The organism is Nocardia brasiliensis NBRC 14402 (assembly GCF_000308475.2).
Lineage (GTDB): Bacteria > Actinomycetota > Actinomycetes > Mycobacteriales > Mycobacteriaceae > Nocardia > Nocardia brasiliensis.
Genome location: NZ_BAFT02000063.1, coordinates 76,084 through 97,256, shown reverse-complemented (window position 1 = coordinate 97,256; position 21,173 = coordinate 76,084). Strand labels below are relative to the sequence as shown.

Here is a 21,173-nt window from a genome sequence, read left to right as displayed (position 1 = left end):
GATGCGAGAGATCAGACAGTGAAGCCGAGGGCGCGCAGCTGTTCGCGACCGTCCTCGGTGATCTTGTCGGGGCCCCACGGGGGCATCCAGACCCAATTGATCTTGAGGTCCTCGACCAGGCCGCTGCGGACCAGGGCATTACGCGACTGGTCCTCGATGACATCGGTCAGCGGGCACGCCGCGGACGTCAGCGTCATATCGAGGATCGCGACCTCGTCCTGCACGGCCAAGCCATAGACCAGGCCGAGATCGACGACATTGATGCCGAGCTCAGGGTCGACGACGTCACGCATCGCCTCCTCGAGATCCTCCAGCCGCTTGATGTCCTCCTCGGACAGCTGCTCGGCGGCGGTTTCCGATGCAGGTGTTTCAGTCATTGCCGGCCCCATTCGTGGACGTGGTTTGCTCGGGCGCGATCCGGATCACCGCGTCCTTGAACGCCATCCAGCCGAGCAGCGCGCATTTCACCCGGGCCGGGTACTTCGACACACCGACCAGTGCGACGCCGTCGCCGATGACATCCTCGTCACCCTCGATGGTGCCACGGCTGGAAATCATCTCGCTGTAGGAGTCGACGACCTTCAACGCCTGCTGCACGGGCAGGCCGATGACCTGATCGGTGAGGATCGAGGTGGCGGCCTGACTGATCGAGCAGCCCTGGCCGTCGTAAGAGACGTCGGCGACGTCACCGTTGTCGTCGAGCTGGACGCGCAGGGTCACCTCGTCACCGCACGTCGGGTTCACGTGGTGCACCTCGGCACCGTACGGCTCCCGCAGCCCGCGGTGATGCGGGTGCTTGTAGTGGTCCAGGATCACTTCCTGGTACATCTGCTCCATGCGCATGTTCTATGCAACTCCGAAGAAGCTCTGAGCCTTCCGCACCGCGGCCACGAGTGCGTCCACCTCGTCGAGCGTGTTGTAGGCGGCGAACGAGGCCCGCGCCGTGGCGGGAACCCCGAGGCGGCGCATCAACGGCCACGCGCAGTGGTGACCGACCCGCACCGCGACACCTTCGTCGTCGAGGATCTGGCCCACGTCGTGCGCGTGGATGCCGTCCACCACGAACGAGACCGCACCGCCGCGAGCGACCGTGTCGGCAGGGCCGATGATGCGCACACCCTCGATCGCGCCGAGCCCGGCCAGCGCTGCCTCGACCAGCGAATGCTCATGGGCCGCAACGGCTTCCATACCGAGCGAGGCGAGATACCGCACGGCGGCGCCCAATCCGACGACCTGCGAGGTCATCGGCACGCCCGCCTCGAACCGCTGCGGCGGCGCCGCGTAGGTGGTGGCCTCCATGGTGACGGTCTCGATCATCGAGCCGCCGGTGATGAACGGCGGCGTCTCCGCGAGCAGCGCGCGCCGCCCGTACAGCACGCCGACCCCGGACGGGCCGAACATCTTGTGGCCGGAGAACGCGGCGAAGTCGACATCGAGCGCACGGAAATCGACCGGCATGTGCGGCACCGACTGGCACGCGTCGAGCACGGTCAGCGCACCGACCTGCTGTGCCCGGCGCACGATTTCGGCGACATCGCTGATCGCGCCGGTCACATTGGACTGGTGCGTGAACGCGACCACCTTGGTGGCGGGCGACAATTCGAGCGAATCGAGATCGATCCGGCCGTCGTCGGTCACGCCGTACCACTTCAGCGTCGCGCCGGTGCGGCGCGCGAGCTCTTGCCACGGAACAAGATTGGCGTGGTGCTCGAGCTCGGTGATGACGATCTCGTCGCCGGGGCCGACGTGGTACGGGAACCGGTCGTCGGCGAACGAGTAGGTCACCAGGTTCAGCGATTCGGTCGCGTTCTTGGTGAACACGATCTCGTCGGCGTCCACGCCGACGAACCGGCCGATGGCGGCGCGGGCGTCCTCGTAGTCGTCGGTCGCCTCCTCGGCGAGCTGATGCGCGCCGCGGTGCACCGCCGCGTTGCGCGTGGTCAGGAACTCGCGTTCCGCGTCGAGCACGGCGAGCGGCCGCTGCGAGGTCGCGCCGGAGTCCAGGTACACCAACGGTTTCCCGTCCCGAACCGTGCGGCTCAGGATCGGGAAGTCGGCCCGGATGCGGGCCACGTCGAGTGCGGGGACCGTGGCGGTCATATCAGGCTCCTGCTGTTGCGCTCTGCGTAAAACGGACGTAGCCGTTGGCATCGAGTTCGTCGGCCAGTTCCGAACCGCCCTCGGCGACGATGCGGCCGCCGACGAAGACGTGCACGAATTCCGGCTGGATGTAGCGCAGGATGCGGGTGTAGTGCGTGATCAGCAGCACGCCGCCGTTCTCGCGCTCCTTGTAGCGGTTCACACCCTCCGAGACGATGCGCAGCGCGTCCACGTCGAGGCCGGAGTCGGTCTCGTCCAGGATGGCGATCTTCGGCTTGAGCAGGCTGAGTTGCAGGATCTCGTGGCGCTTCTTCTCACCGCCGGAGAAGCCCTCGTTCACATTGCGCTCGGCGAAGGCCGGATCGATCTCCAGCTCGGCCATCGACTCCTTGACTTCCTTGACCCAGTGCCGCAGCTTGGGCGCCTCGCCGCGCACGGCGGTGGCGGCGGTGCGCAGGAAGTTCGACGTGGAGACGCCGGGCACCTCGACCGGGTACTGCATGGCCAGGAACAGGCCGGCCCGCGCGCGCTCGTCGACCGACATGGCCAGCACGTCTTCCCCGTCGAGGGTGATCGAGCCGGAGGTCACCGTGTACTTGGGGTGACCGGCGATCGCGTACGACAGCGTCGACTTGCCCGAGCCGTTGGGGCCCATGATGGCGTGCGTCTCACCGGATTTGATGGTGAGGTCGACGCCCTTCAGGATCTTGATGGGCTCGCCGGACTCGTCCGGGTTGGCGACCTCGACGTGCAGGTCCTTGATTTCCAGGGTGGTCATCGAATTCGAGTTCCTTTGTGGGAGTGAGGGGTTCAGGCGCCGATCGCGGCGAGCTCGGCCTCGATGGCCGACTCGAGCCGCTCCCGGATCTCGGGGACCGCGATCTTCTGGATGATCTCCTGGAAGAAGCCGCGCACCACCAGGCGCCGCGCCGCGTCTTCCGGGATGCCACGGGCACGCAGGTAGAACAGCTGCTCGTCGTCGAAGCGGCCGGTCGCCGAGGCGTGTCCGGCGCCGGCGATCTCGCCGGTCTCGATCTCCAGATTGGGCACCGAGTCGGCACGCGCGCCGTCGGTGAGCACCAGGTTGCGGTTCACCTCGAAGGTGTCGGTGCCTTCGGCGGCCGCGCGGATCAGCACGTCGCCGACCCACACCGTGCGGGCGTCGCCCTTCGGCGAGGCCGGATCGCCTTGCAGCGCACCCTTGTACAGCACATTGGACTTGCAGTTCGGCTGCGAGTGATCGACCAGCAGGCGCTGTTCGAAATGCTGGCCCGCGTCGGCGAAGTAGAGGCCGAGCAGTTCGGCGTCACCGCCGGGGCCCTCGTAGCGCACGGTGCCGGTCAGCCGGACCAGGTCGCCGCCGAGCGTCACCGCGATATGCCGCAGCGTCGCGTCGCGGCCGAGCTTCGCGTGGTGCGCGGTCGCGTGCACCGCGTCGTCGGCCCAGTCCTGCACCGCGACGACGGTCAGCTTCGCGCTGTCGCCGAGCACGAATTCCACGTTCTCCGCGTAGGTTCCGCTGCCGCGCTGGTCGACCACCACGGTGGCGACGGCGAAGTTGCCGAGCCGGATCTGCAGGTGGCCGTAGGCGGTCTTGCCCTCGCCGGGACCGGTGACCGTGACGACGACCGGCGCGGCCACCTCGGTCTCCGCGTCGACGGACACCACGGTGGCCTGCTCGAAGCCCGAGTAGGCCTGGGCCGCAACGCGATCCGCAGGCGTTCCGGCGGTGCCGAGCCGCGCGTCGTCACGCCCGACGGTCTCCGCCCGGACACCCTCGACCGCGCCGACCTCGATCGTGGCCTGCCCGTCGCGCACCGCGGTGCCGTCGTGCAGTCCGCGCAGGCGGCGCATCGGGGTGAACCGCCACTCCTCGTCGCGGCCGGACGGGATCTCGAACGCGTGCACGTCGAACGAGGTGAACACCTCGCCCTTGTTGATCGCGGCTGTCGCGCCCACGTTTTGAATGGGCCGGGCCTGGACCGGCTTCGAGGGGTTCTCGCCCTCGACCGCTCCGATGACACCTGTCGCCATCAGCCGACGGCTCCTTCCATCTGCAGCTCGATGAGCCGGTTCAGTTCCAACGCGTATTCCATCGGCAGTTCCTTGGCGATGGGCTCGACGAAGCCGCGCACCACCATCGCCATCGCCTCGTCCTCGGTCATGCCGCGGCTCATCAGGTAGAACAGCTGGTCCTCGGAGACCTTCGAGACGGTGGCCTCGTGCCCCATCGTCACGTCGTCCTCGCGGATGTCGACGTACGGGTAGGTGTCCGAGCGACTGATCGTATCGACCAGCAGCGCATCACATTTCACGGTCGACTTGGACCCGTGCGCGCCCTTGTTGACCTGCACCAGACCCCGGTAGGAGGCCCGGCCGCCGCCGCGCGCCACCGACTTGCTGATGATGTTGGACGACGTGTGCGGCGCCAGGTGCAGCATCTTCGCGCCGGTGTCCTGGTGCTGTCCCTCGCCGGCGAACGCCACCGAGAGCACCTCGCCGCGGGCGTACTCGCCGGTCATCCAGACCGCCGGGTACTTCATGGTGACCTTGGAGCCGATGTTGCCGTCGACCCACTCCATCACCGCGCCCGCCTCCGCCTTGGCCCGCTTGGTGACCAGGTTGTAGACGTTGTTCGACCAGTTCTGGATGGTGGTGTAGCGGCAGCGGCCGCCCTTTTTCACGATGATCTCGACCACCGCGGAGTGCAGCGAGTCGGACTTGTAGATCGGCGCGGTGCAGCCCTCGACGTAGTGCACGTAGGCGCCCTCGTCGACGATGATCAGGGTGCGCTCGAACTGGCCCATGTTCTCGGTGTTGATCCGGAAGTAGGCCTGCAGCGGGATGTCGACGTGCACGCCCGGCGGCACGTAGATGAACGAACCACCCGACCACACCGCGGTGTTCAGCGCGGAGAACTTGTTGTCGCCCGCGGGGATCACCGAGCCGAAGTACTCCTGGAAGATCTCCGGGTGCTCCTTGAGCGCGGTGTCGGTGTCGAGGAAGATGACGCCCTGCTGCTCCAGGTCCTCGCGGATCTGGTGGTAGACGACCTCGCTCTCGTACTGCGCGGCGACACCGGACACCAGGCGCTGCTTCTCCGCCTCGGGGATGCCCAGCTTGTCGTAGGTGTTCTTGATGTCCTCCGGCAGGTCGTCCCAGGTGGCGGCCTGCTTCTCGGTGGAACGCACGAAGTACTTGATGTTGTCGAAGTCGATGCCCTCGAGGTTGGAACCCCAGTTCGGCATGGGCTTGCGATCGAAGATGCGCAGCGCCTTCAGCCGGATGTCGAGCATCCAGTCCGGCTCGCTCTTCTTGGCCGAGATGTCGCGAACAACCGCCTCGGACAGGCCTCGTTGCGCACTCGCTCCGGCCACATCCGAATCGGCCCAGCCGTAACCGTATTTGCCCAGGGAAGCGATGGTCTCTTCCTGGGTGAGCGGTTGCACCTGGTCGGTGGTCGTCGTCATTCGGCACTCCTTCCGGAGTCGTTCGTTCGTACCGTTGCGGGCTGTGCAGCGGTTTCTGATGAAGTTTTGCTGATCGGCAGCACGAGCAGGGGCACATGCGTGGTGCACGCGCAGTCGCCGTTGGCGATGGTGGCCAGCCGCTGCACGTGCGTGCCGAGCAGGTCACGGAACGCCTCGAGTTCCGCCGCGCACAACTGCGGGAATTCCTCCGCGACGTGCGCGACCGGGCAGTGGTGCTGGCAGATCTGCACGCCGGCGCCCACCTTGCGGGTGGTGGCGGCGAATCCGGCCTCGGTGAACGCCTCGGCGATCTCCTCGGCCTTGGCCTCGGTGTGTTCCGGGGTGTGCTCCTCGACGGGTGCGATCCCGGCCACGATAGTCCTGGCTCGTTTGCGGGCGAACTCGGTGATGGCCTGGGCGCCGCCGATCTCGCCGAGCTGGCGGATCGCGGCACCGGCCAGATCGTCGTAGGCGTGGCCCAGCTGCCCGCGTCCGGCGGCGGTGAGCTGGTACTGCTTGGCGGGACGGCCGCGGCCCTTCTGCTGCCACGGCGCGGACCTGCTCGCCCTGGCCTGACCGGAGTCGATCAACGCGTCGAGGTGCCTGCGCACCCCGGCCGGCGCGAGCCCGAGGGTGGTGCCGATGGCGGTGGCGGTGATCGGCCCCTCCTCCAGCAGTAGCTGGACGATGGCCGCGCGGGTGTGCCCTTCGGCGACCGTGGCGGGGGCAGCGGACGACGCGGTACCGGCCCGGCGACCAGCCCCTTCATCGTTTTTCCGCAAACCCACGGTTTTCACAACATCAGTGTGGCGGAATTCGTTCCCGAAATCTAATAAGGGTGCCCTGACTTCCAGACCCCTGTGACCTGCGTCGACCGCCGTCACCGCGCCATACCGATCGGTATCGATCGCGCCGGGTGGTTGCGGACGAGACCGCCATCCGCCCGTAAATTCTGCGGAATCCGCACCTGTTCGATTTGCCAGGCCCTGACCTGCGAGTTCCCGTCCAGACCCAGGCCGGCGGTGAGCTGGCCACGGTTCGCCGCCCGTCTGGCAAGCACCCGGACAACCGAAGCGGGACTGATTAGTCCGGGCTGCAATTGCTTCAGTGCGATGCGTCACAACCGCTCGGACTACCCCGTCCCGAGCGGACTCGGCCCACCGCGACAAGCTTCAGCGGCGTGACCGACAGGGCTGCCATCAGATCCCGGTTAGCTGTGCGGATCCACTTCCGGAAGTTTGTCGACGGGCTCCGACGCCGCGGCCACCACGCGGGCATCGACATTCGGGAGGACGCCGTCGCCGTCGACCGAGGGCACCGCCATCGGCGGATCCCCGAAATCGGCGTCCGGCATCGCCGCGTCGATATCCGAGGAGCCGGTACCGGTCGACTCGGCCGCCGATTCGGCCTCGTACAGTCCGGCTTCGGTGAAGGTGATCCGAACCAGGCGCTCCATCGCCGTGGCCACCGTGTGCAGCGGGTCCGCCGAGCGGCGGACCCGGGCCAGCACGGTCGCGCCCTCGTACGCCGCGACCACCGTCGTGGCCAGCTCCCCCGCGGCCTGCGCGGACAGACCCAGCTCGGCGAGCAGCCCGGCGAAGGCCTGCTCCATCGCGTCGAACGCGGCGCCGCAGGCCGCCCGGACCGCCTCGACATCGCTGCCGCCGTCGAGCGCCGGCGTGCCGATGGGGCAGCCGTCCACCCAGTCGGACTGCGCCAGCTTGCGAGTCATGCACTCGAAAAGCGTTGCCGTGGTGGCGAACACGTCGGTCGGCGCCTGACGGATCATCCGGCCCGCCAGGGTGCCGGTGCCGGTGATCGCGGCCACCGCGATCTCTTCTTTGCCGCCCGGAAAGTGGTGGTAGATGGACCCGTAGGGCAGGCAGGCCGCCTCGCTCAACGCCTTCAAACCGAACCCGTGATACCCGTGGCGCGCGAGCAATTCGCACGCGGCGACCTCGATCCGTCGCCTGGACTCCGAAACCATGTGTCCGATTGTCCCCCGCCGGGCGGCGCTGCCGATCGGAACGAGCGGTGCCCGTACGCGGTGTCGGATCGCTGTGCGAACTAGGCTGCGTCTCGTGGCGGTACTGGAGGGCGCGCGGCGCAGAACACTGGCATTCGGGCGCCGGGCACTCGGGTTGGACGTGCCCGCCGCCGATCATTCGATCGCGGTCCTGCACCAGGACGAATCCGAAGTGCCCGGCCTCAATCGCAAGGAACTGGTCCAGCTGGACCGGATCCGGCTGATGGGCGCCACGGGCACGGTGCTGATGGCGATCAGCGCGCTCGGCATCGGCGCGCAGCCGGTGCATCAGAATCCGACCTCCGGCGTCCGGGTGCTCGGCATTTTCGCCCGCGCGCACACCGGCTCGCTGGCCATGTGCATGACCGGCACGGTGATCGTGGTGCTGGCCTGGCTGCTGCTCGGCCGCTTCGCGATCGGCGGCATCGGCGGTTCGCCGATCCACCGCCTCACCCGCTCGCAGCTGGACCGCACGCTGCTGCTGTGGATCATCCCGCTCAGCGTCGCGCCGCCGATGTTCAGCAACGACGTGTATTCCTATCTGGCACAGAGCGAAATCGCGGCCCGCGGTATCGACCCCTACCAAGAAGGGCCGGTCGCGGGGCTCGGCATCGACAACGTGCTGACCAACAACGTGCCGACCATCTGGCGTGACACCCCCGCGCCGTACGGTCCGCTGTTCCTGTGGATCGGCCGCGGCATCGCCGAACTCACCGGCGACAACATCATCGCGGGCGTCTGGGTGCATCGCATGCTGGCGCTGGCCGGTGTCGCGTTGATCGTGTGGGCGCTGCCCCGGCTGTCCCAGCGCTGCGGTGTCGCGCCGGTGAGCGCGCTTTGGCTGGGCGCCGCGAATCCGCTGGTGCTGTTCCACCTGGTCGGCGGCGTGCACAACGACGCGCTGATGCTCGGGCTGATGCTGGCCGGCATGGAGTTCTGCCTGCGCGCCATCGAGGACATCCATCCGTTCGACGGCCGGGCCTATACGTGGCTGATCGCCGGCGCCATCGTCATCACGATGTCGTCGTCGGTGAAATTCACCTCGATCATCGCGCTCGGTTTCGTCGGCATGGCGCTGGCCCGGCGGTGGGGTTTCTCGGTGCGTTCGGTCGCCGTCGCGGCCGCGTTGCTGGGCGCGATCGCCATCGGGACCACGCTGTTGATCGGTTCGATGAGCGGGCTGGGCTTCGGCTGGATCCACACCCTCAACGTGGCCAACGCGGTGCGCAGCTGGATGTCGTTGCCGACCGTGCTCGGCATCATCACCGGTTTCGGCGGCGTGCTGCTCGGACTCGGCGACCACACCACCGCGATGATCAGCATCACCCGCCCGATCGCCGCGGCGGTCGCGGGCTTCATCGCGGTGCGCATGCTGGTCGCGACCGGCATCGGGCGATTGCACGCGGTCGGCGCGCTCGGTGTCGCGCTCGGCGCGATCGTGCTGCTGTTCCCCGTGGTACAACCCTGGTACCTGCTGTGGGCGATCGTGCCGTTGGCCGCCTGGGCCACCCAGCCGGTGTTCCGCGTTCCGGCCGTGACCTTCTCGGCGATCGTGAGCCTCATCCTGATGCCGCGCGGCGCCGAGTTCGAGGTGTTCCAGATCGTCGGCGCCGCGATCGCGACGGTCATCGTCGCCGTGCTGTTCATCGTCCTCACCCGGCACGCCCTGCCCTGGCGCGGTCAGACGGGGGTGTCGGCTCCGTCACAGACACCCAAGTCCTACGGTGTGACATCGTGACTCAGCGCAGCGAACCCGCCGTTCGGGTCGAGGGTGTCGTCAAGCGGTACGGGGAGACCACCGCGGTCGACGGTCTCAGCTTCGATGTCGAACGGGCGCAAGTGCTTGCGCTGCTCGGACCCAACGGCGCGGGCAAGACCACCACAGTGGAGATGTGCGAGGGCTTCGTCGCCCCGGACGCGGGCACGGTGCGGGTGCTCGGGCTGGACCCGATCGCCGATTCGGATCGGCTGCGCGCGCGCATCGGCGTGATGCTGCAGGGCGGCGGCGCGTATCCGGGCGCGAAGGCGGGCGAGATGCTCGATCTGGTGGCCGCGTATGCCGCCGATCCGCTCGACCCGCAGTGGCTGCTGCGCACGCTCGGCTTGCAGGACAATCGCGCGACGCCCTATCGCCGGCTCTCGGGCGGGCAGCAGCAGCGGCTGGCGCTGGCGTGCGCGCTGGTGGGCAAGCCGGAGATCGTCTTCCTGGACGAGCCGACCGCGGGTCTGGACGCGCAGGCGCGACTCATCGTGTGGGAGTTGATCGATGCGCTGCGCCGCGACGGCGTGACGGTGGTGCTCACCACCCATGTGATGGACGAGGCCGAGCAGCTCGCCGACCAGCTGGTGATCATCGACCACGGGCAGATCGTCGCCTCCGGCACGCCCGCCGAGGTGACCGCGCACGGGGCGGCGGGGCAGCTACGGTTCTGCGCCCCACCGAAACTCGATCTGGAGTTGCTGAAATCGGCGCTGCCGGAAGGCTTCGCGCCCCGCGAGACCACGCCGGGCACGTATCTGGTGGAGGGTGAGATCACCCCGCAGGTGCTCGCCACGGTGACCGCCTGGTGCGCCAGGGTGAACGTGCTCGCCACCGACATCCGGATCGATCAGCGCAGACTCGAAGACGTTTTCCTGGAACTGACCGGACGGGAGCTGCGCGGATGACCCAGCCAGATCTGAGCGCCAACCGCTTCGCGCCGGGCACCTTCGCGCCCGACCCGCGGCCCAGCTCCCGGCTCGCGATGATGAGTGCGCAGACCCGGCTGGAGCTGATCCTGTTGCTGCGCAACGGCGAACAGCTGCTGCTCACCATGTTCATCCCGATCACCCTGCTGGTCGGGCTCAGCCTGTTGCCGTTCGGCGACCTCGGCGACGATCGGGTGGACAAGATCGTGCCCGCGGTGATGATGGTGGCGGTCATGTCCACCGCGTTCACCGGCCAGGCCATCGCCGTCGGCTTCGATCGCCGCTACGGCGCGCTCAAGCGGCTGGGCGCGACCGCGCTGCCGCGCTGGGGCATCATCGCGGGCAAGTGTGCCGCGGTGCTCATCGTCGTTGTGCTGCAAGCGATTCTGCTCGGCGTGATCGGTTTCGCACTGGGCTGGCGACCGGAGCCCGCCGGACTCGTCTTGGGCGCGTTCGTGATCGCGCTCGGCACCGCGACGTTCGCGGCGATGGGGCTGCTGCTCGGCGGCACGCTGAAGGCGGAGATCGTGCTCGCGCTGGCGAACATCCTGTGGTTCGTCATGCTCGGTATCGCCAGCGTGGTGTTCGCCTCCGACGACCTGCCCACTGCGGTGAATGTGCTTGCCCGCCTGATTCCTTCGGGCGCGCTGACGGTCGCGCTGGAGGACGCGATGCGCAGCAGCGTGGACTGGTTCGGCATCGCGGTGCTCGCGGTGTGGGGCCTGGTGTCGGGCGGGCTCGCGGCCCGCTGGTTCCGCTTCCAGTAACCCGCGGAGCGGCGTCGATAGCCCGCGGAGCGGCGTCGATCACGCCGGCAGCCGCCGTGCGCGGTACCAACGACAGCGTGTAGTTGACCGTGCTCTACCATCGTGACGTGCTGTATCGCGCGTTCCTGCGACTCGTCGACAAGCTGCCGCTGCCCTCGCTGCGGGTGCAGCGGATCCTCGCGATCGCGGTCATCCTCACCCAGGCGGGCATCTCGGTCACCGGCGCGGTCGTCCGGGTCACCGCGTCCGGTCTCGGCTGCCCGACCTGGCCGCAGTGCTTCCCCGGCAGCTTCACCCCCGTCGGTGTGTCCGAGGTGCCGGTGCTGCATCAGGCCGTCGAGTTCGGTAACCGGCTGCTGACCTTCGTGGTGTCGCTGTGCGCCGCGCTGATCGTGCTCGCGGTCGTCCGCGCCCGGCGCCGGCGCGATGTGCTGGTCTACGCCTGGCTGATGCCCGGCGGCACGCTGCTGCAGGGCATCATCGGCGGTATCACGGTGCGCACCGGGCTGCTCTGGTGGACCGTCGCGATCCACCTGCTCGCCTCGATGCTCATGGTCTGGCTCTCGGTCGTGCTGTACACCAAGATCTGCGAACCCGACGACGGCGTCTCCACCGTGCAGGCGCCCGCGCCGCTGCGCTGGCTCACCGGACTCAGCGCGGTCGCGATGAGCGGGGTGCTGATCGCGGGCACGCTGGTGACCGGCGCGGGACCGCACGCGGGCGACAAGAGCATCGAGCGGCAGGTCGAACGGTTGCAGGTGGAGATCGTCACGCTGGTGCACCTGCACTCGCAGCTGCTCGTCGGCTATCTCGCGCTGCTGATCGGTCTCGCCTTCGGCCTCTTCGCGGTCGGCATCACCCCGGCCGTGCGCAAGCGGCTGTTCGTGGTGCTCGCCATCGTGTGCGCCCAGGCCCTGATCGGCGTCGTGCAGTACTTCACCGACGTCCCGGCCGTGCTGGTCGTCTTCCACGTCGGCGGCGCCGCGGCCTGTGTCGCCGCCACCGCCGCCCTCTGGGCCGCGCTGCACACCCGGGAGCCGGTCCCGGCCGCGGTCACCGCCGAGCAATCCGCCTGAGGTCCGGCCGGTAGAGTACCGGCGATGGGGACCACCGCGCCGGGAGCGCCAGTGCCGCAGCCGTTTCCGCTGATCGACCCATATGCGAACGGACTCCTGGAGGTCGGTGACGGCAACCGGATCTACTGGGAGACCAGTGGAAACCCGGCCGGGAAACCCGTCCTCGTGGTGCACGGCGGGCCGGGTTCGGGCGGCAAGCGCGGCTCGCGCCGGAACTTCGATCCCAGCGCCTATCGGATCGTGCTGTTCGATCAACGCGGTTGCGGGGAAAGCCTGCCGCACGCCGCCGATCCCGCGGTCGACCTGTCCGTCAACACCACCGACCATTTGATCGCCGACATGGAACGCCTGCGCGAGCATCTGGGCATCGAGCAGTGGCTGCTTTACGGCGGCTCCTGGGGTTCCACCCTGATCCTCGCCTATGCCGAACGCTATCCCGCCCGGGTCTCCGAGATCATCCTGGTCGGCGTCACCATGACCAGACCGGAAGAGACGGACTGGCTCTATCGCGGCGTCGGCCGCTTCCTGCCCGGGCCGTGGGCCGCGTTCCGGGACGCCCTGCCCGCCGCCGAGCGCGACGGAAACCTCGTCGCCGCGTACAACCGTCTGCTGAACGACGCGGATCCCGAGGTACGCGGCAAGGCCGCGCGGGACTGGTGTGCGTGGGAGGACGCCGTCATCGCGCACGAAAATCTGGGCCGCCCCGGCCAATACAGCGACAAGCCGGATGCCGATCTACTGGCCTTCGTGCGGATCTGCGCGCATTACTTCGCCAACGACGCCTGGCTCCCGGACGGACAACTCCTGCGTGACGCACACGCACTCGCGGGTATCCCCGGTGTACTGATCCACGGACGGCTCGACCTCGGCACACCCCTGTACACCGCATGGCAATTGGCGCAGGCGTGGCCGGACGCCGAACTGCACGTCATCGACGATTCGGGACACACCGGCAGCCCCGAGATGCTGCGGGCGATCCTCGACGCGGCTGCCCGGTTCGCTCCGTCAGGGCGCTAGGGCCTGTTTCATAAGTCGAGCTGGACCCCGAAAGCGCCGCTGTGACTTATGAAACAGGCCCGAGGGTCGCGTACGCGAAGGCGACGAGTTGGGCCCGGACTCGCGCCCGGTCCAGCCCATCGGCACCGTCCCGGATCGCGGACAGCAGGGCCGCCAGCAGCGCGGAGAGCAGGGCCTCCCCGGTCAGGCGCGGATCCAGCGCGGGATCGATGTAGCCGAGTTCCATGCCGCGCTTGATCCTGGTGGTGGCTTCGTCGCCGTAGACGCGCAGGTTCCGGATCGAGCGTTCGGCCACCCGCTCGTCGATCGTGGCGGCCTCCAGCAGGATGAAGTTCACCAAACCCGGTTCGTCCGCGACCAATTCGTAGCAGTGGTCCACGATGGTCGCGATCACGTCGCAGAATTCGTCGAGGGTCTTCGGGCGCCGGCCCGCGATCGCCCGGCCGAACACCCGTTCCCGGATCAGGGCGAAGTAGTGGTCGATGACCGCGTCGAGGATGTCGCGCTTGTTGTCGAAGTAGTTGTAGAACGTGCCGTGACCGGCCCCCGCCCGGGCCGCGATATCGGCGACGACGACCGAGCGGTATCCCTTGTCCACGAACAGTTCGTGTGCCGCGAGCACCAGTTCGGCGCGGCGCTTGGCGCCCCGATCCGCGGCGTTCATCGCACGGTCCTGGCGGAATCGCGTGGCCGCAAAGCTTTTTCGAGCAGGGTGAGCACACCGTTGGTGGTGCGTTCCCGTTCGGCCGCGGTGTTCTCGCCCCGCATCTCCTGCAGGAGGCCGGGCACACTCAAGGTCAGCACGATGTGCGCCGTCACCTCCGGGTCGAGGTCCGCGCGAATCCAGCCCGCCGCCACCCCGAGCCGCAGTTCGTGCGCCACGAACGTGCTGACCAGCAGCTCCAGGCCGAGTAGCCGATCGCTGAGTTCCTTGTCGATCGCACTGGCCTCGACCAGGAACAGCCGCACGAAATCCGGCTCCTGATCCAGCATCTCGTACCAGCGCCCGATCGCGGACCGGAGCTCGGCGAGCAATTCCGGCGCCGAGGCCGGACGTTTCAGCAAGGTCCGCGGCTGCACCCGGTCGACGAACTTCGCGATGCCGAAATCGACTACGTGGTCCAGTATTTCGCGTTTGCTCTCGAAGTACCGGTACACCGTGCCCTGGCCGATGCCCGCGTGCGCGGCGACATCGGAAATCGTGGTGGCCTCATAACCACGCGCGACGAACACGGCATAGGCCGATTCGATGATCTGCTGCCTGCGCCGCTGCGCCAGGCCCGGTTCCGGTGGCCGACCGCGGCGCGGCGCGCTGGGCTGGTCCGGCACAGCACTCCCTCTCGACGCCAACCAGGACCCGTGAGTGTATCAACGCCCCAGCGCCTCGCCTTTCGGGCCGTAGTCGACGACCTGCCAGTCGCCGCCGTTCTCGGCCACCGTCACCACCAGGATGTTCGGTACCGTCACCGGATTCGGCTGCTGGATGTTCTGGGTCTTCTGGGTCGCGAACACGGTCACCGAGTACTGGTTGTTGCCTTGGGCGTCCACCGCGGTGCCCAGTACCTGCCCGGAGGCGACCACCTGTGCCTCGGTCATGATCTTCGCCAGCGTGTCGTGCACCTCGTCGTAGCGCTTGCGCAACGCGTCCGAGGTGCCCCGCTGCACGCTGTCGAAGAAGGCGGGCAGGTTCTTGTGGTCGTAGGTCAGCGAGCGCAGCGTGTAGTCCTCGGCCACCTCCGCGGCTTTGTCCCGATCGGCGTTGGTCTGCCGCAGCGCGGCGAGTTCGTCGGAACTGGACTGCCAGGACAAGCCCAGCGCGACACTGAGCGCCGTCAGCAGCACGGCGAGGCCGCCGAGCAGATAGCCGATGCCCTTGCGGGGCTGCGCCTTCGGCTCCTCGGCGGGGTTCTCGGTGGTGGTCTCGGTGGTGCTCATGACGTCCTCAACTCTCTACTTCGGCAGGTCGAGCGTGATACGGGCGGTCCCGTGTTCCGGGAAGGTGGCCGAGAGCAGGTCGATGATCGAACCCGCGTCCACCCGAAGGGGTTTCAGCACACTGGTGGCCGGCTTCAGTGCGGTCGCGATATGTGCGAGATCCGGTCCCAGCGTCGAGAGGTACTGATCGATCTTCTGCACCAGCGGTCCCAGCGGCTCGTCCCAGACATGTTCGCCCGCATAGGAATACCCCTGGAACCCTTCGATCAGGTGCACCACCTCGGGCAGCACGTGGGTGAAATCGTCGGCCCAGTCACCGATCACCGGCCCGTAGCCGTCGAAATTCTCGGCGAGCTGCTGACCGTGCACGTACAGCCGGGTGATCGCGTCCCGTTTGTCGTGCAGCAACTGCGCCGTCATCGTCAATGTCTTGGTGAGCAGCGCGATTTCCTGCTCGCGTCCCGCGTACCCCTGCGACACGATGGCGGCCAGGCGCTCGACCTTCACCGGATCTATCTGGGAATTCAGCACATCCAGTTTCGCGAGCGCCTCGCTGACCGTCGTCGCGACGCGCACCTGGCTCGTCGGCACGACGCTGCCGTCGGTGAGGTACGGCCCCGCCGTCGTGGTGGGGCGGAAGTCCATGAACTGCTCGCCCGCCGCGGACAGGTTGCTGACGTGCACCTCACTGCCCAGCGGCACCCGGTATTTCGCGTCCAGCTCGATCCGCACCGCGAGCCCGGTGCCGGTCGTGGTGATGGCGCGTACCTTGCCGATGCGCATCCCTCGCAAGTCGACCTGCGAGGTCGGCATCAGTCCGCCGGACGAATCCATCAGCACGGTCACGGTATTCGTGCTGCGTCGCGGGTCGATGTCGAGCACGCCGACCGCCATGTAGGCCGCGCACACCACGGTCATCACCAGCAGCAGCACCAGCGAGACAGGTCCGGAGAGTTTCATCGCACCATCCCGATCGATCGCAGTACCTGGATCATCTGATCCGAGCGTTGCGCGGCATCGGCCGCGACCCCCTCCGCCGTCACCCGCTGCACCTGGATATCGGGCGGCGCGCTGAAGAACGGGATCAGCTTCTCGCGCAACAGGCGGTTCATCGTGTCGACGTTCATCGGGACCGTGGTGTCCGCGCTGCCGATGGTGCGCGCGGCCGGGGCCAGGATGCTGATGATGTCGTGCAGGTCGCCGCGCAGCGGCAGCGCGAGATCGCCGACGTACCTGGCCAGTTCACCGCCATCGATGATCAACTGGACCAGGCCGAACAGCACGTCGGACAGGCCGGCGGCCCGGCCGGGACCGAGCGTCAGGGTCCGGTCGACGTTGACCTTGTTCGCGTCCAGCGTCGTGGTGACACTGGCCGCGGCGGCCAGAATCCGATCCAGCTCGGCGGAATGCGTGGCGAGGTCGTGCAATGCGTTGCGACCACCCGCCAGGATGCGGGCGAGGTCGGCCTCGTCGGTCGGGAACGCGGCGTTGACGCTGACGATCAGGTCCTGCATGTCGCCGAATCGTCCGCCGGTGACGATATTCGACATCGCGCGCAGGATGTCTTCCACGTTCGCGGCGGGCACGGTCCGTGTCCGCGCGATCACGTCACCATCCACCAGGAACGGTGGCCCCGCGTTCGGCGGCGCGGCCAGCGCGATGTGGATATCGCCGAGAATGGTGCTCTGGCGCAGCTCAGCCGTGGCCGTCTTCGGCAGTCGCACATCGGATTTCAAGTCGACGGTGGCGACGGCCGTGTCGCCGATCAGCTCGATCCGATCGAGCATGCCGACCTCGACGCCCTCCGAGATGACCTTGGCTCGGTCGGGCAGGTTGAGCACCGAACCGAATTCGATCCGGATGCTGAAGGTGTCCCCCGCCAGATAGGTGCCCGGGATCGGCACATCGGTCGCGCGGACGCCACAGCCGGTGAGCAGCAGCGCGAGCGCGGCGAGCAGCAGGCGTTTCACGGCGCACCCACCGTTGCGAGAATGACCTGGAGCAGACCGACCTGGCTGCCGTCGGCCGATTCATAGTGCGGCGGCCGATAATTCACACGAGGCGCACCGGTCGCCGGGTCGACGATCGACGCCAGACCGGAAACCACCGGCGGCAGCTGCATCAGCAGATCCACGATGCTCCCCGCCAGTACGGCGTAGCGGTGCACCTCCGGCACGATCCGGTCGAGGAACTCGAAGGACTGCTGGTCGTATTTGCCGACGTTGCGGGCGATCACCGGCAGGAACTGCAGCGCCAGATCGACCGCACGGGACAGCTCCGCAGAGAAGCCGTCGACCAGCGCGATGCCGTTCTTCAGGTTGTCCATCAGCGCCTGCATATCGGGCCAGTTGGTGATGAACATGGTGGTGAGCTGATCCAGGTTGTCGACCAGCCTGCGCAGCACCGCATCCCGATCGGACGGGTCCCCGATCACCTGGGACAGCCGCTGCAACAGCGCGTTCCACTGCGGTGCGGTGCCGTCCAGCGCGTTGACCGCGCCGGTCAGCGTCTGATCGAGCAGCCGGTCCGACGGCGCGCCCGGCGTCGGCGTGGACTGCACCCCGACCAGGTCGCCGGACAAGGTCGCCAGCGCGTCGAGGGCCTCGCTGATCCCGACCGGCGTGCGCGTGCGCTCGAGCGGAAGGCACTGCGCGGTATCGAATTTCGGGCCGCCGGTGTAGGTCTTGGACAGTTCGACGTGCCGGTCGGTGACGATCGAACTGGACATGGTCGCCGCCGTGACGTCGGCGGGCAGCTCGATCTTGCCGTCGATCGTCATCGTCACCCGCATCCGGTCACCGCGCGCCTCGATCCCGGACACGGTGCCGATCTCGACGCCGAGCAGCGTGACGCTGTTGCCGTCGTAAAGCCCTACCGTGTCAGCGAATTCGGCACATATCGTCTGCTGGGCGGGCCGCACCCGGTCCATCCAGGTCGCGCCGCTCACCCCCACCACGACGGCCACGGTGACCAGCGCCACCACCGCGACGACACCTGTTCGCGCCCAGCGCTTCATCAGCACGCCCTCCCCTCGAACGGAACACACAGCGCCGGACCGCGCACCACGCTGGCCGATTGGTCGACCGTGAGCCCGTCGGCGCCGAGCATCGCCGAGATCTTCGCGATGAAGTCCTTGATTCCGGCGATGACCGTGTCGATCCGCCCCGGGTCCTGCACGAGTTTGTTGAACAGCTGCTCGAATTCGGCGACCGACGGTTCGATCGAGTCGCCATAGGCCATGACCGGCCGGTGGATGATCAGGAACAGCCGCCGCAGCAGTTCGAAGACCTGCACGACCTCGCCCCGGCGTTGCCCGAGCACGACCGCGACGGTGCCGAGTTCGCGCACGAAGTCGGCGAGCACCGCCCGATCGGTCGCGATCGCGCCGACGTATTCGTCGGAAACCCGCAGGGCCGAATTCAATTGGCCCGAGCGCTGGGCCAGCACCCCCGACAGATCGTTGAAATTGCCCACGATCGAGCGCACCGCGTCGGGCTGACCGGCCAGCGCGGCGTTCACCTCGGCGATGGTGCCGCGCAGGGTGTTGCCGTCCACTTTGCTGAGCACCGGCGTGGCGACGTCGATGATGTCGGTCAGCTCGAACGGCGTGGTGGTGCGCTCCGGCGGAATGTGCTTGCCGCCCAGGGCGCGCTCGCCCTTCGGCTCGAGCGCGAGGTAGTGCCCGCCGATCGGGGTCAGCATCTTCACCGCGACCGCCGAACCGTCCCCGACGTGCACACCGCTGTCCACCCCGAAGCGCACCTCGACGTGATCGCCCACCAGCGCGACCGAACGGACCTGTCCCACTTTGATGCCCGCGATCCGCACCTCGTCGCCCGAGCGCGCCCCGCCCGAGGTGCGGAAGTCCGCGGTGTAGGACTGCTCGCCGAACGGCACCACGTACAGCACCCCGGCGGCGAGCAAAGCGAGCACGGTGATCAGCACACCGGCGACCCCCCAGCGCAATTGCGTCCAGGATTCCGCCTTCTCGGTGCGCAGGGATTTCAGCTCGGCCAGCAGCCGGGCCGGTATCGCGACGAGTTCCGCGGTGCCACCGGTCATTTGCACACCACCAGCTTCTGATTCCCGAGCAGAACGGTGCCCAGGCCGGGCAGCCCCAGTTCTCCGTTCGCGCACGAGTACGTCTTCGCTTCTCCGCCCGCGGGCAGCTGCTGGTTCAGCCCCGTGAGCAGCGACGGTACGAGCGAGAGGATTTCGACCAGCTGATCGGTCTGCGGCAGCAGCCGGCGCAGCAGCCCGTCCAGCGGCAGGTAGCTGTCGTCGTAGGCCCCGCGCAGCTCCTCCAGCAGCGGAATCAGCGGCACCAGAGTGCGATTGGCTTGTTCGATGGCGGTGAGAATCATCGAGGTGCGGCTGCCGAACTGGTTGAGCACCCCATTGAGCTGTTTCACCAGATCGCCGACCGCCGCCGACTTCCCGCTGATCGAGCCCGAGATCTCGCCGAGGTTGTGGATCAGCAGCACCACCACCGCCTCGCTGCTCTTGGCGTGCTTGGTCAGCCGGTCCAGGTCGGCCAGCGCCGGGCCGATGCCGCTGCCGTCGCCCTGCAGGACCCGCAGCAGGTTCATGCCGAACTGGTTGAGCTGCGCGGTATCCAGCGTTTCGAACAGCGGCTTGAAGCCGTTGAACAGCTTGGACACGTCGAAACTCGGGATGGTGCGTGCCACCGGAATGGTGCCCTGCGCCGCGAGTTTCGTGCCGCCGGGTTTCGCGGTCAGCAACTCGATGTAGCGCTGCCCGATCAGATCCTGGTAGCGCACCGCGGCTTCGGTGTTGTCGTAGAGCGGCCGCTGCCGGTCCACGGTGAACCGGACCCGCGCCTGGGTGCCCGCCAGTTCGACGGCGTCCACCTTGCCGACCGCGACACCCGACATCCGCACGACGTCACCCGCGTACAACCCCGAAACATCGGTGAACACCGCGTGATACGTGACTTTGTCCTCGGGCACCGGGGTATTGAGCGCGGCCACGATGAACGCCGAGCAGGCCGCGACGATCACGAAGAAGACGCCGAGCTTGACGCCGGCGGCGGTGACACCGTTCATCGCGGCACCCCGATGATCGAATCCGCGAGGTACGGCATGTTTTTCACGATGACCTCCAGCTGGAGCCGGACCCGCCCGTCCACCACCGGGAACGCGCTGTCGATCCGTTCCAGCAGTGCGGGCAGGCGATTGTAGGTGGGTGCGACGGTGCCGATCGACGCGCTGATCGGCACCACCAGATCCAGCACGCCGCCGATGATGGCGGCCAGGTCCGGGTTGTCGCGGCGCAGCAGATCGGCGACCGGCAGCAGCAGCGCCGTATCCAGCGTCGCCAGTGCTTGTTTGGTCCGCTCCCGGTTTTCCTGATGGCCGAAATACTCGCTGTTGTCCAGCACGCCGAGGATCACGTCGACCACCGGCGGTGTGGTCTGCGCGATGCCGGTGCTCACGTCCGCGCCGATATCGAGGTAATGCCCCAGTGGCGCACGCTGATTCGTGGCCAGCACCCGGGCGGTGGCGAAGAACGACTGCACCGCGGGCCCGAGCGAGGCGGTGTTGTCGAGCAGCAGATCGAACAGGGCACGCACGGTTTCGGAATCGAGCACCTGGGTCAGCCGCGCGGCCCGCCGGAACACGCTCGACACCGTCGCGTTCGTCGCGTTGGCCCCGATGAACAGGGTGGTGTTCTCCGGGAGCTTGCCGCCCTTGCCGGTATTCACCAATTCGATGGCGCTGGAACCGAAGATGTTCGACGAGGTGAACCGGGCCGACACATCGTCGGTGAGCGCGGCCGCCTGCCCGCGGTCCAATTCCAGTTCGATGCGCTGATGGCCGTAGCCCACGGTGTCGACCTTGCGCACGGTCCCGATCGCAAGACCACGGAATTTCACCTCGGCGCCGGGCGCCAGTCCCTCGCCGAGAGTGGCCGCGTCGATGGTGAGCGCGAAGCGGTCGGCGAACTCGCCCTGCGCGTACTGGGTGGTGAACACCGCGACGACCACGAGCACGGCGGCCACCGCCAGCCCGCGCAACCGCAGCATCCAGCGCCCGGCGGCGCGTCCCGAATGATCAACGAAGACCGGCATGTG

The 21,173-nt window shown here is 67.9% G+C and carries 22 protein-coding genes; 5 read left to right on the top strand and 17 right to left on the bottom strand.

The annotated features are described in order from the left end of the window. Nucleotides 1-11 precede the first annotated feature (11 nt). The 8 genes from TY25_RS22100 to TY25_RS22060 form a co-directional block, all read right to left on the bottom strand. On the bottom strand, nucleotides 12-377 hold the full coding sequence (locus tag TY25_RS22100) for a metal-sulfur cluster assembly factor (RefSeq protein ID WP_042258910.1): 366 nt from the start codon (nucleotides 375-377) through the stop codon (nucleotides 12-14). Then, a complete protein-coding gene (gene sufU, locus TY25_RS22095; RefSeq protein ID WP_041562921.1) occupies nucleotides 370-843 on the bottom strand; it encodes a Fe-S cluster assembly sulfur transfer protein SufU in 474 nt (157 codons plus the stop codon). Before sufU ends, TY25_RS22100 begins: the two co-directional genes overlap by 8 nt. A 3-nt stretch (nucleotides 844-846) precedes the next feature. Further along, the gene (locus tag TY25_RS22090) at nucleotides 847-2,100 is read right to left on the bottom strand and encodes a cysteine desulfurase (RefSeq protein WP_042258909.1); all 1,254 of its coding nucleotides are present in this window, start codon (nucleotides 2,098-2,100) and stop codon (nucleotides 847-849) included. 1 nt (nucleotide 2,101) lies between these two features. Next, complete coding sequence (sufC, locus tag TY25_RS22085; protein ID WP_014986356.1) at nucleotides 2,102-2,878, bottom strand: Fe-S cluster assembly ATPase SufC; 777 nt, start codon at nucleotides 2,876-2,878, stop codon at nucleotides 2,102-2,104. 32 nt (nucleotides 2,879-2,910) lie between these two features. Beyond that, nucleotides 2,911-4,134, bottom strand: a complete 1,224-nt coding sequence (sufD, locus tag TY25_RS22080; RefSeq protein ID WP_042258908.1) for a Fe-S cluster assembly protein SufD — start codon at nucleotides 4,132-4,134, stop codon at nucleotides 2,911-2,913. Next, entirely contained in the window at nucleotides 4,134-5,570 is a 1,437-nt protein-coding gene (gene sufB, locus TY25_RS22075; protein WP_029900622.1) for a Fe-S cluster assembly protein SufB, read from the bottom strand. The genes sufD and sufB overlap by 1 nt, the downstream gene beginning before the upstream one ends. Beyond that, nucleotides 5,567-6,367: a helix-turn-helix transcriptional regulator gene (locus TY25_RS22070; protein WP_029900623.1), complete on the bottom strand. Its 801-nt coding sequence runs from the start codon at nucleotides 6,365-6,367 to the stop codon at nucleotides 5,567-5,569. Before TY25_RS22070 ends, sufB begins: the two co-directional genes overlap by 4 nt. Before the next feature lie 413 nt (nucleotides 6,368-6,780). Beyond that, nucleotides 6,781-7,557, bottom strand: a complete 777-nt coding sequence (locus TY25_RS22060) for a TetR/AcrR family transcriptional regulator (RefSeq protein ID WP_042258906.1) — start codon at nucleotides 7,555-7,557, stop codon at nucleotides 6,781-6,783. 94 nt (nucleotides 7,558-7,651) lie between these two features. On the opposite strand from TY25_RS22060, the gene mptB reads away from it, so the two are divergent. The 5 genes from mptB (at nucleotide 7,652) to pip (ending at nucleotide 13,144) form a co-directional block, all read left to right on the top strand. Then, nucleotides 7,652-9,334 (top strand): polyprenol phosphomannose-dependent alpha 1,6 mannosyltransferase MptB, encoded by a 1,683-nt coding sequence (mptB, locus tag TY25_RS22055; protein WP_036561526.1) that lies wholly within the window; start codon nucleotides 7,652-7,654, stop codon nucleotides 9,332-9,334. Continuing rightward, complete coding sequence (locus tag TY25_RS22050) at nucleotides 9,331-10,263, top strand: ABC transporter ATP-binding protein (RefSeq protein WP_042258905.1); 933 nt, start codon at nucleotides 9,331-9,333, stop codon at nucleotides 10,261-10,263. Before mptB ends, TY25_RS22050 begins: the two co-directional genes overlap by 4 nt. After that, nucleotides 10,260-11,051, top strand: a complete 792-nt coding sequence (locus tag TY25_RS22045; RefSeq protein ID WP_029900627.1) for an ABC transporter permease — start codon at nucleotides 10,260-10,262, stop codon at nucleotides 11,049-11,051. The genes TY25_RS22050 and TY25_RS22045 overlap by 4 nt, the downstream gene beginning before the upstream one ends. Nucleotides 11,052-11,158: 107 nt before the next feature. Continuing rightward, complete coding sequence (locus TY25_RS22040; protein ID WP_042258981.1) at nucleotides 11,159-12,127, top strand: COX15/CtaA family protein; 969 nt, start codon at nucleotides 11,159-11,161, stop codon at nucleotides 12,125-12,127. 24 nt (nucleotides 12,128-12,151) lie between these two features. Continuing rightward, complete coding sequence (pip, locus tag TY25_RS22035; RefSeq protein ID WP_081869011.1) at nucleotides 12,152-13,144, top strand: prolyl aminopeptidase; 993 nt, start codon at nucleotides 12,152-12,154, stop codon at nucleotides 13,142-13,144. Between the two features lie 46 nt (nucleotides 13,145-13,190). Here pip and TY25_RS40675 read toward each other — a convergent pair whose 3' ends face one another. The 9 genes from TY25_RS40675 to TY25_RS21990 are packed head-to-tail and all read right to left on the bottom strand — an operon-like array spanning nucleotide 13,191 to nucleotide 21,170. Continuing rightward, on the bottom strand, nucleotides 13,191-13,808 hold the full coding sequence (locus TY25_RS40675) for a TetR/AcrR family transcriptional regulator (RefSeq protein WP_052383115.1): 618 nt from the start codon (nucleotides 13,806-13,808) through the stop codon (nucleotides 13,191-13,193). Next, nucleotides 13,805-14,473 (bottom strand): TetR/AcrR family transcriptional regulator, encoded by a 669-nt coding sequence (locus tag TY25_RS22025; protein WP_052383114.1) that lies wholly within the window; start codon nucleotides 14,471-14,473, stop codon nucleotides 13,805-13,807. The genes TY25_RS40675 and TY25_RS22025 overlap by 4 nt, the downstream gene beginning before the upstream one ends. A gap of 39 nt (nucleotides 14,474-14,512) precedes the next feature. Next, the gene (locus tag TY25_RS22020) at nucleotides 14,513-15,079 is read right to left on the bottom strand and encodes a hypothetical protein (RefSeq protein ID WP_052383113.1); all 567 of its coding nucleotides are present in this window, start codon (nucleotides 15,077-15,079) and stop codon (nucleotides 14,513-14,515) included. 15 nt (nucleotides 15,080-15,094) lie between these two features. Beyond that, complete coding sequence (locus tag TY25_RS22015; RefSeq protein ID WP_042258903.1) at nucleotides 15,095-16,039, bottom strand: MlaD family protein; 945 nt, start codon at nucleotides 16,037-16,039, stop codon at nucleotides 15,095-15,097. Next, nucleotides 16,036-17,049 carry an MlaD family protein gene (locus TY25_RS22010; protein ID WP_042258901.1) on the bottom strand — a complete coding sequence of 338 codons (1,014 nt, stop codon included), beginning with the start codon at nucleotides 17,047-17,049 and terminating at the stop codon, nucleotides 16,036-16,038. Before TY25_RS22010 ends, TY25_RS22015 begins: the two co-directional genes overlap by 4 nt. Beyond that, a complete protein-coding gene (locus tag TY25_RS22005; protein WP_042258975.1) occupies nucleotides 17,046-18,095 on the bottom strand; it encodes an MCE family protein in 1,050 nt (349 codons plus the stop codon). Before TY25_RS22005 ends, TY25_RS22010 begins: the two co-directional genes overlap by 4 nt. Further along, a complete protein-coding gene (locus tag TY25_RS22000; protein ID WP_042258899.1) occupies nucleotides 18,095-19,141 on the bottom strand; it encodes an MlaD family protein in 1,047 nt (348 codons plus the stop codon). Before TY25_RS22000 ends, TY25_RS22005 begins: the two co-directional genes overlap by 1 nt. Further along, complete coding sequence (locus TY25_RS21995; RefSeq protein WP_042258898.1) at nucleotides 19,138-20,145, bottom strand: MlaD family protein; 1,008 nt, start codon at nucleotides 20,143-20,145, stop codon at nucleotides 19,138-19,140. Before TY25_RS21995 ends, TY25_RS22000 begins: the two co-directional genes overlap by 4 nt. Further along, on the bottom strand, nucleotides 20,142-21,170 hold the full coding sequence (locus TY25_RS21990) for an MlaD family protein (protein WP_042258897.1): 1,029 nt from the start codon (nucleotides 21,168-21,170) through the stop codon (nucleotides 20,142-20,144). The genes TY25_RS21995 and TY25_RS21990 overlap by 4 nt, the downstream gene beginning before the upstream one ends. Nucleotides 21,171-21,173 lie beyond the last annotated feature (3 nt).

What these genes read in the sequence shown, in the direction of transcription:
- sufU (WP_041562921.1), bottom strand. Translation starts at nt 843, where the DNA reads ATGCGCATGGAGCAGATGTACCAGGAAGTGATCCTGGACCACTACAAG.
- TY25_RS22100 (WP_042258910.1), bottom strand. Translation starts at nt 377, where the DNA reads ATGACTGAAACACCTGCATCGGAAACCGCCGCCGAGCAGCTGTCCGAG.
- sufB (WP_029900622.1), bottom strand. Translation starts at nt 5,570, where the DNA reads ATGACGACGACCACCGACCAGGTGCAACCGCTCACCCAGGAAGAGACC.
- TY25_RS40675 (WP_052383115.1), bottom strand. Translation starts at nt 13,808, where the DNA reads ATGAACGCCGCGGATCGGGGCGCCAAGCGCCGCGCCGAACTGGTGCTC.
- sufC (WP_014986356.1), bottom strand. Translation starts at nt 2,878, where the DNA reads ATGACCACCCTGGAAATCAAGGACCTGCACGTCGAGGTCGCCAACCCG.
- TY25_RS22020 (WP_052383113.1), bottom strand. Translation starts at nt 15,079, where the DNA reads ATGAGCACCACCGAGACCACCACCGAGAACCCCGCCGAGGAGCCGAAG.
- TY25_RS22090 (WP_042258909.1), bottom strand. Translation starts at nt 2,100, where the DNA reads ATGACCGCCACGGTCCCCGCACTCGACGTGGCCCGCATCCGGGCCGAC.
- TY25_RS21995 (WP_042258898.1), bottom strand. Translation starts at nt 20,145, where the DNA reads ATGAACGGTGTCACCGCCGCCGGCGTCAAGCTCGGCGTCTTCTTCGTG.
- TY25_RS21990 (WP_042258897.1), bottom strand. Translation starts at nt 21,170, where the DNA reads ATGCCGGTCTTCGTTGATCATTCGGGACGCGCCGCCGGGCGCTGGATG.
- TY25_RS22060 (WP_042258906.1), bottom strand. Translation starts at nt 7,557, where the DNA reads ATGGTTTCGGAGTCCAGGCGACGGATCGAGGTCGCCGCGTGCGAATTG.
- TY25_RS22015 (WP_042258903.1), bottom strand. Translation starts at nt 16,039, where the DNA reads ATGAAACTCTCCGGACCTGTCTCGCTGGTGCTGCTGCTGGTGATGACC.
- sufD (WP_042258908.1), bottom strand. Translation starts at nt 4,134, where the DNA reads ATGGCGACAGGTGTCATCGGAGCGGTCGAGGGCGAGAACCCCTCGAAG.
- TY25_RS22000 (WP_042258899.1), bottom strand. Translation starts at nt 19,141, where the DNA reads ATGACCGGTGGCACCGCGGAACTCGTCGCGATACCGGCCCGGCTGCTG.
- TY25_RS22045 (WP_029900627.1), top strand. Translation starts at nt 10,260, where the DNA reads ATGACCCAGCCAGATCTGAGCGCCAACCGCTTCGCGCCGGGCACCTTC.
- pip (WP_081869011.1), top strand. Translation starts at nt 12,152, where the DNA reads ATGGGGACCACCGCGCCGGGAGCGCCAGTGCCGCAGCCGTTTCCGCTG.
- TY25_RS22005 (WP_042258975.1), bottom strand. Translation starts at nt 18,095, where the DNA reads ATGAAGCGCTGGGCGCGAACAGGTGTCGTCGCGGTGGTGGCGCTGGTC.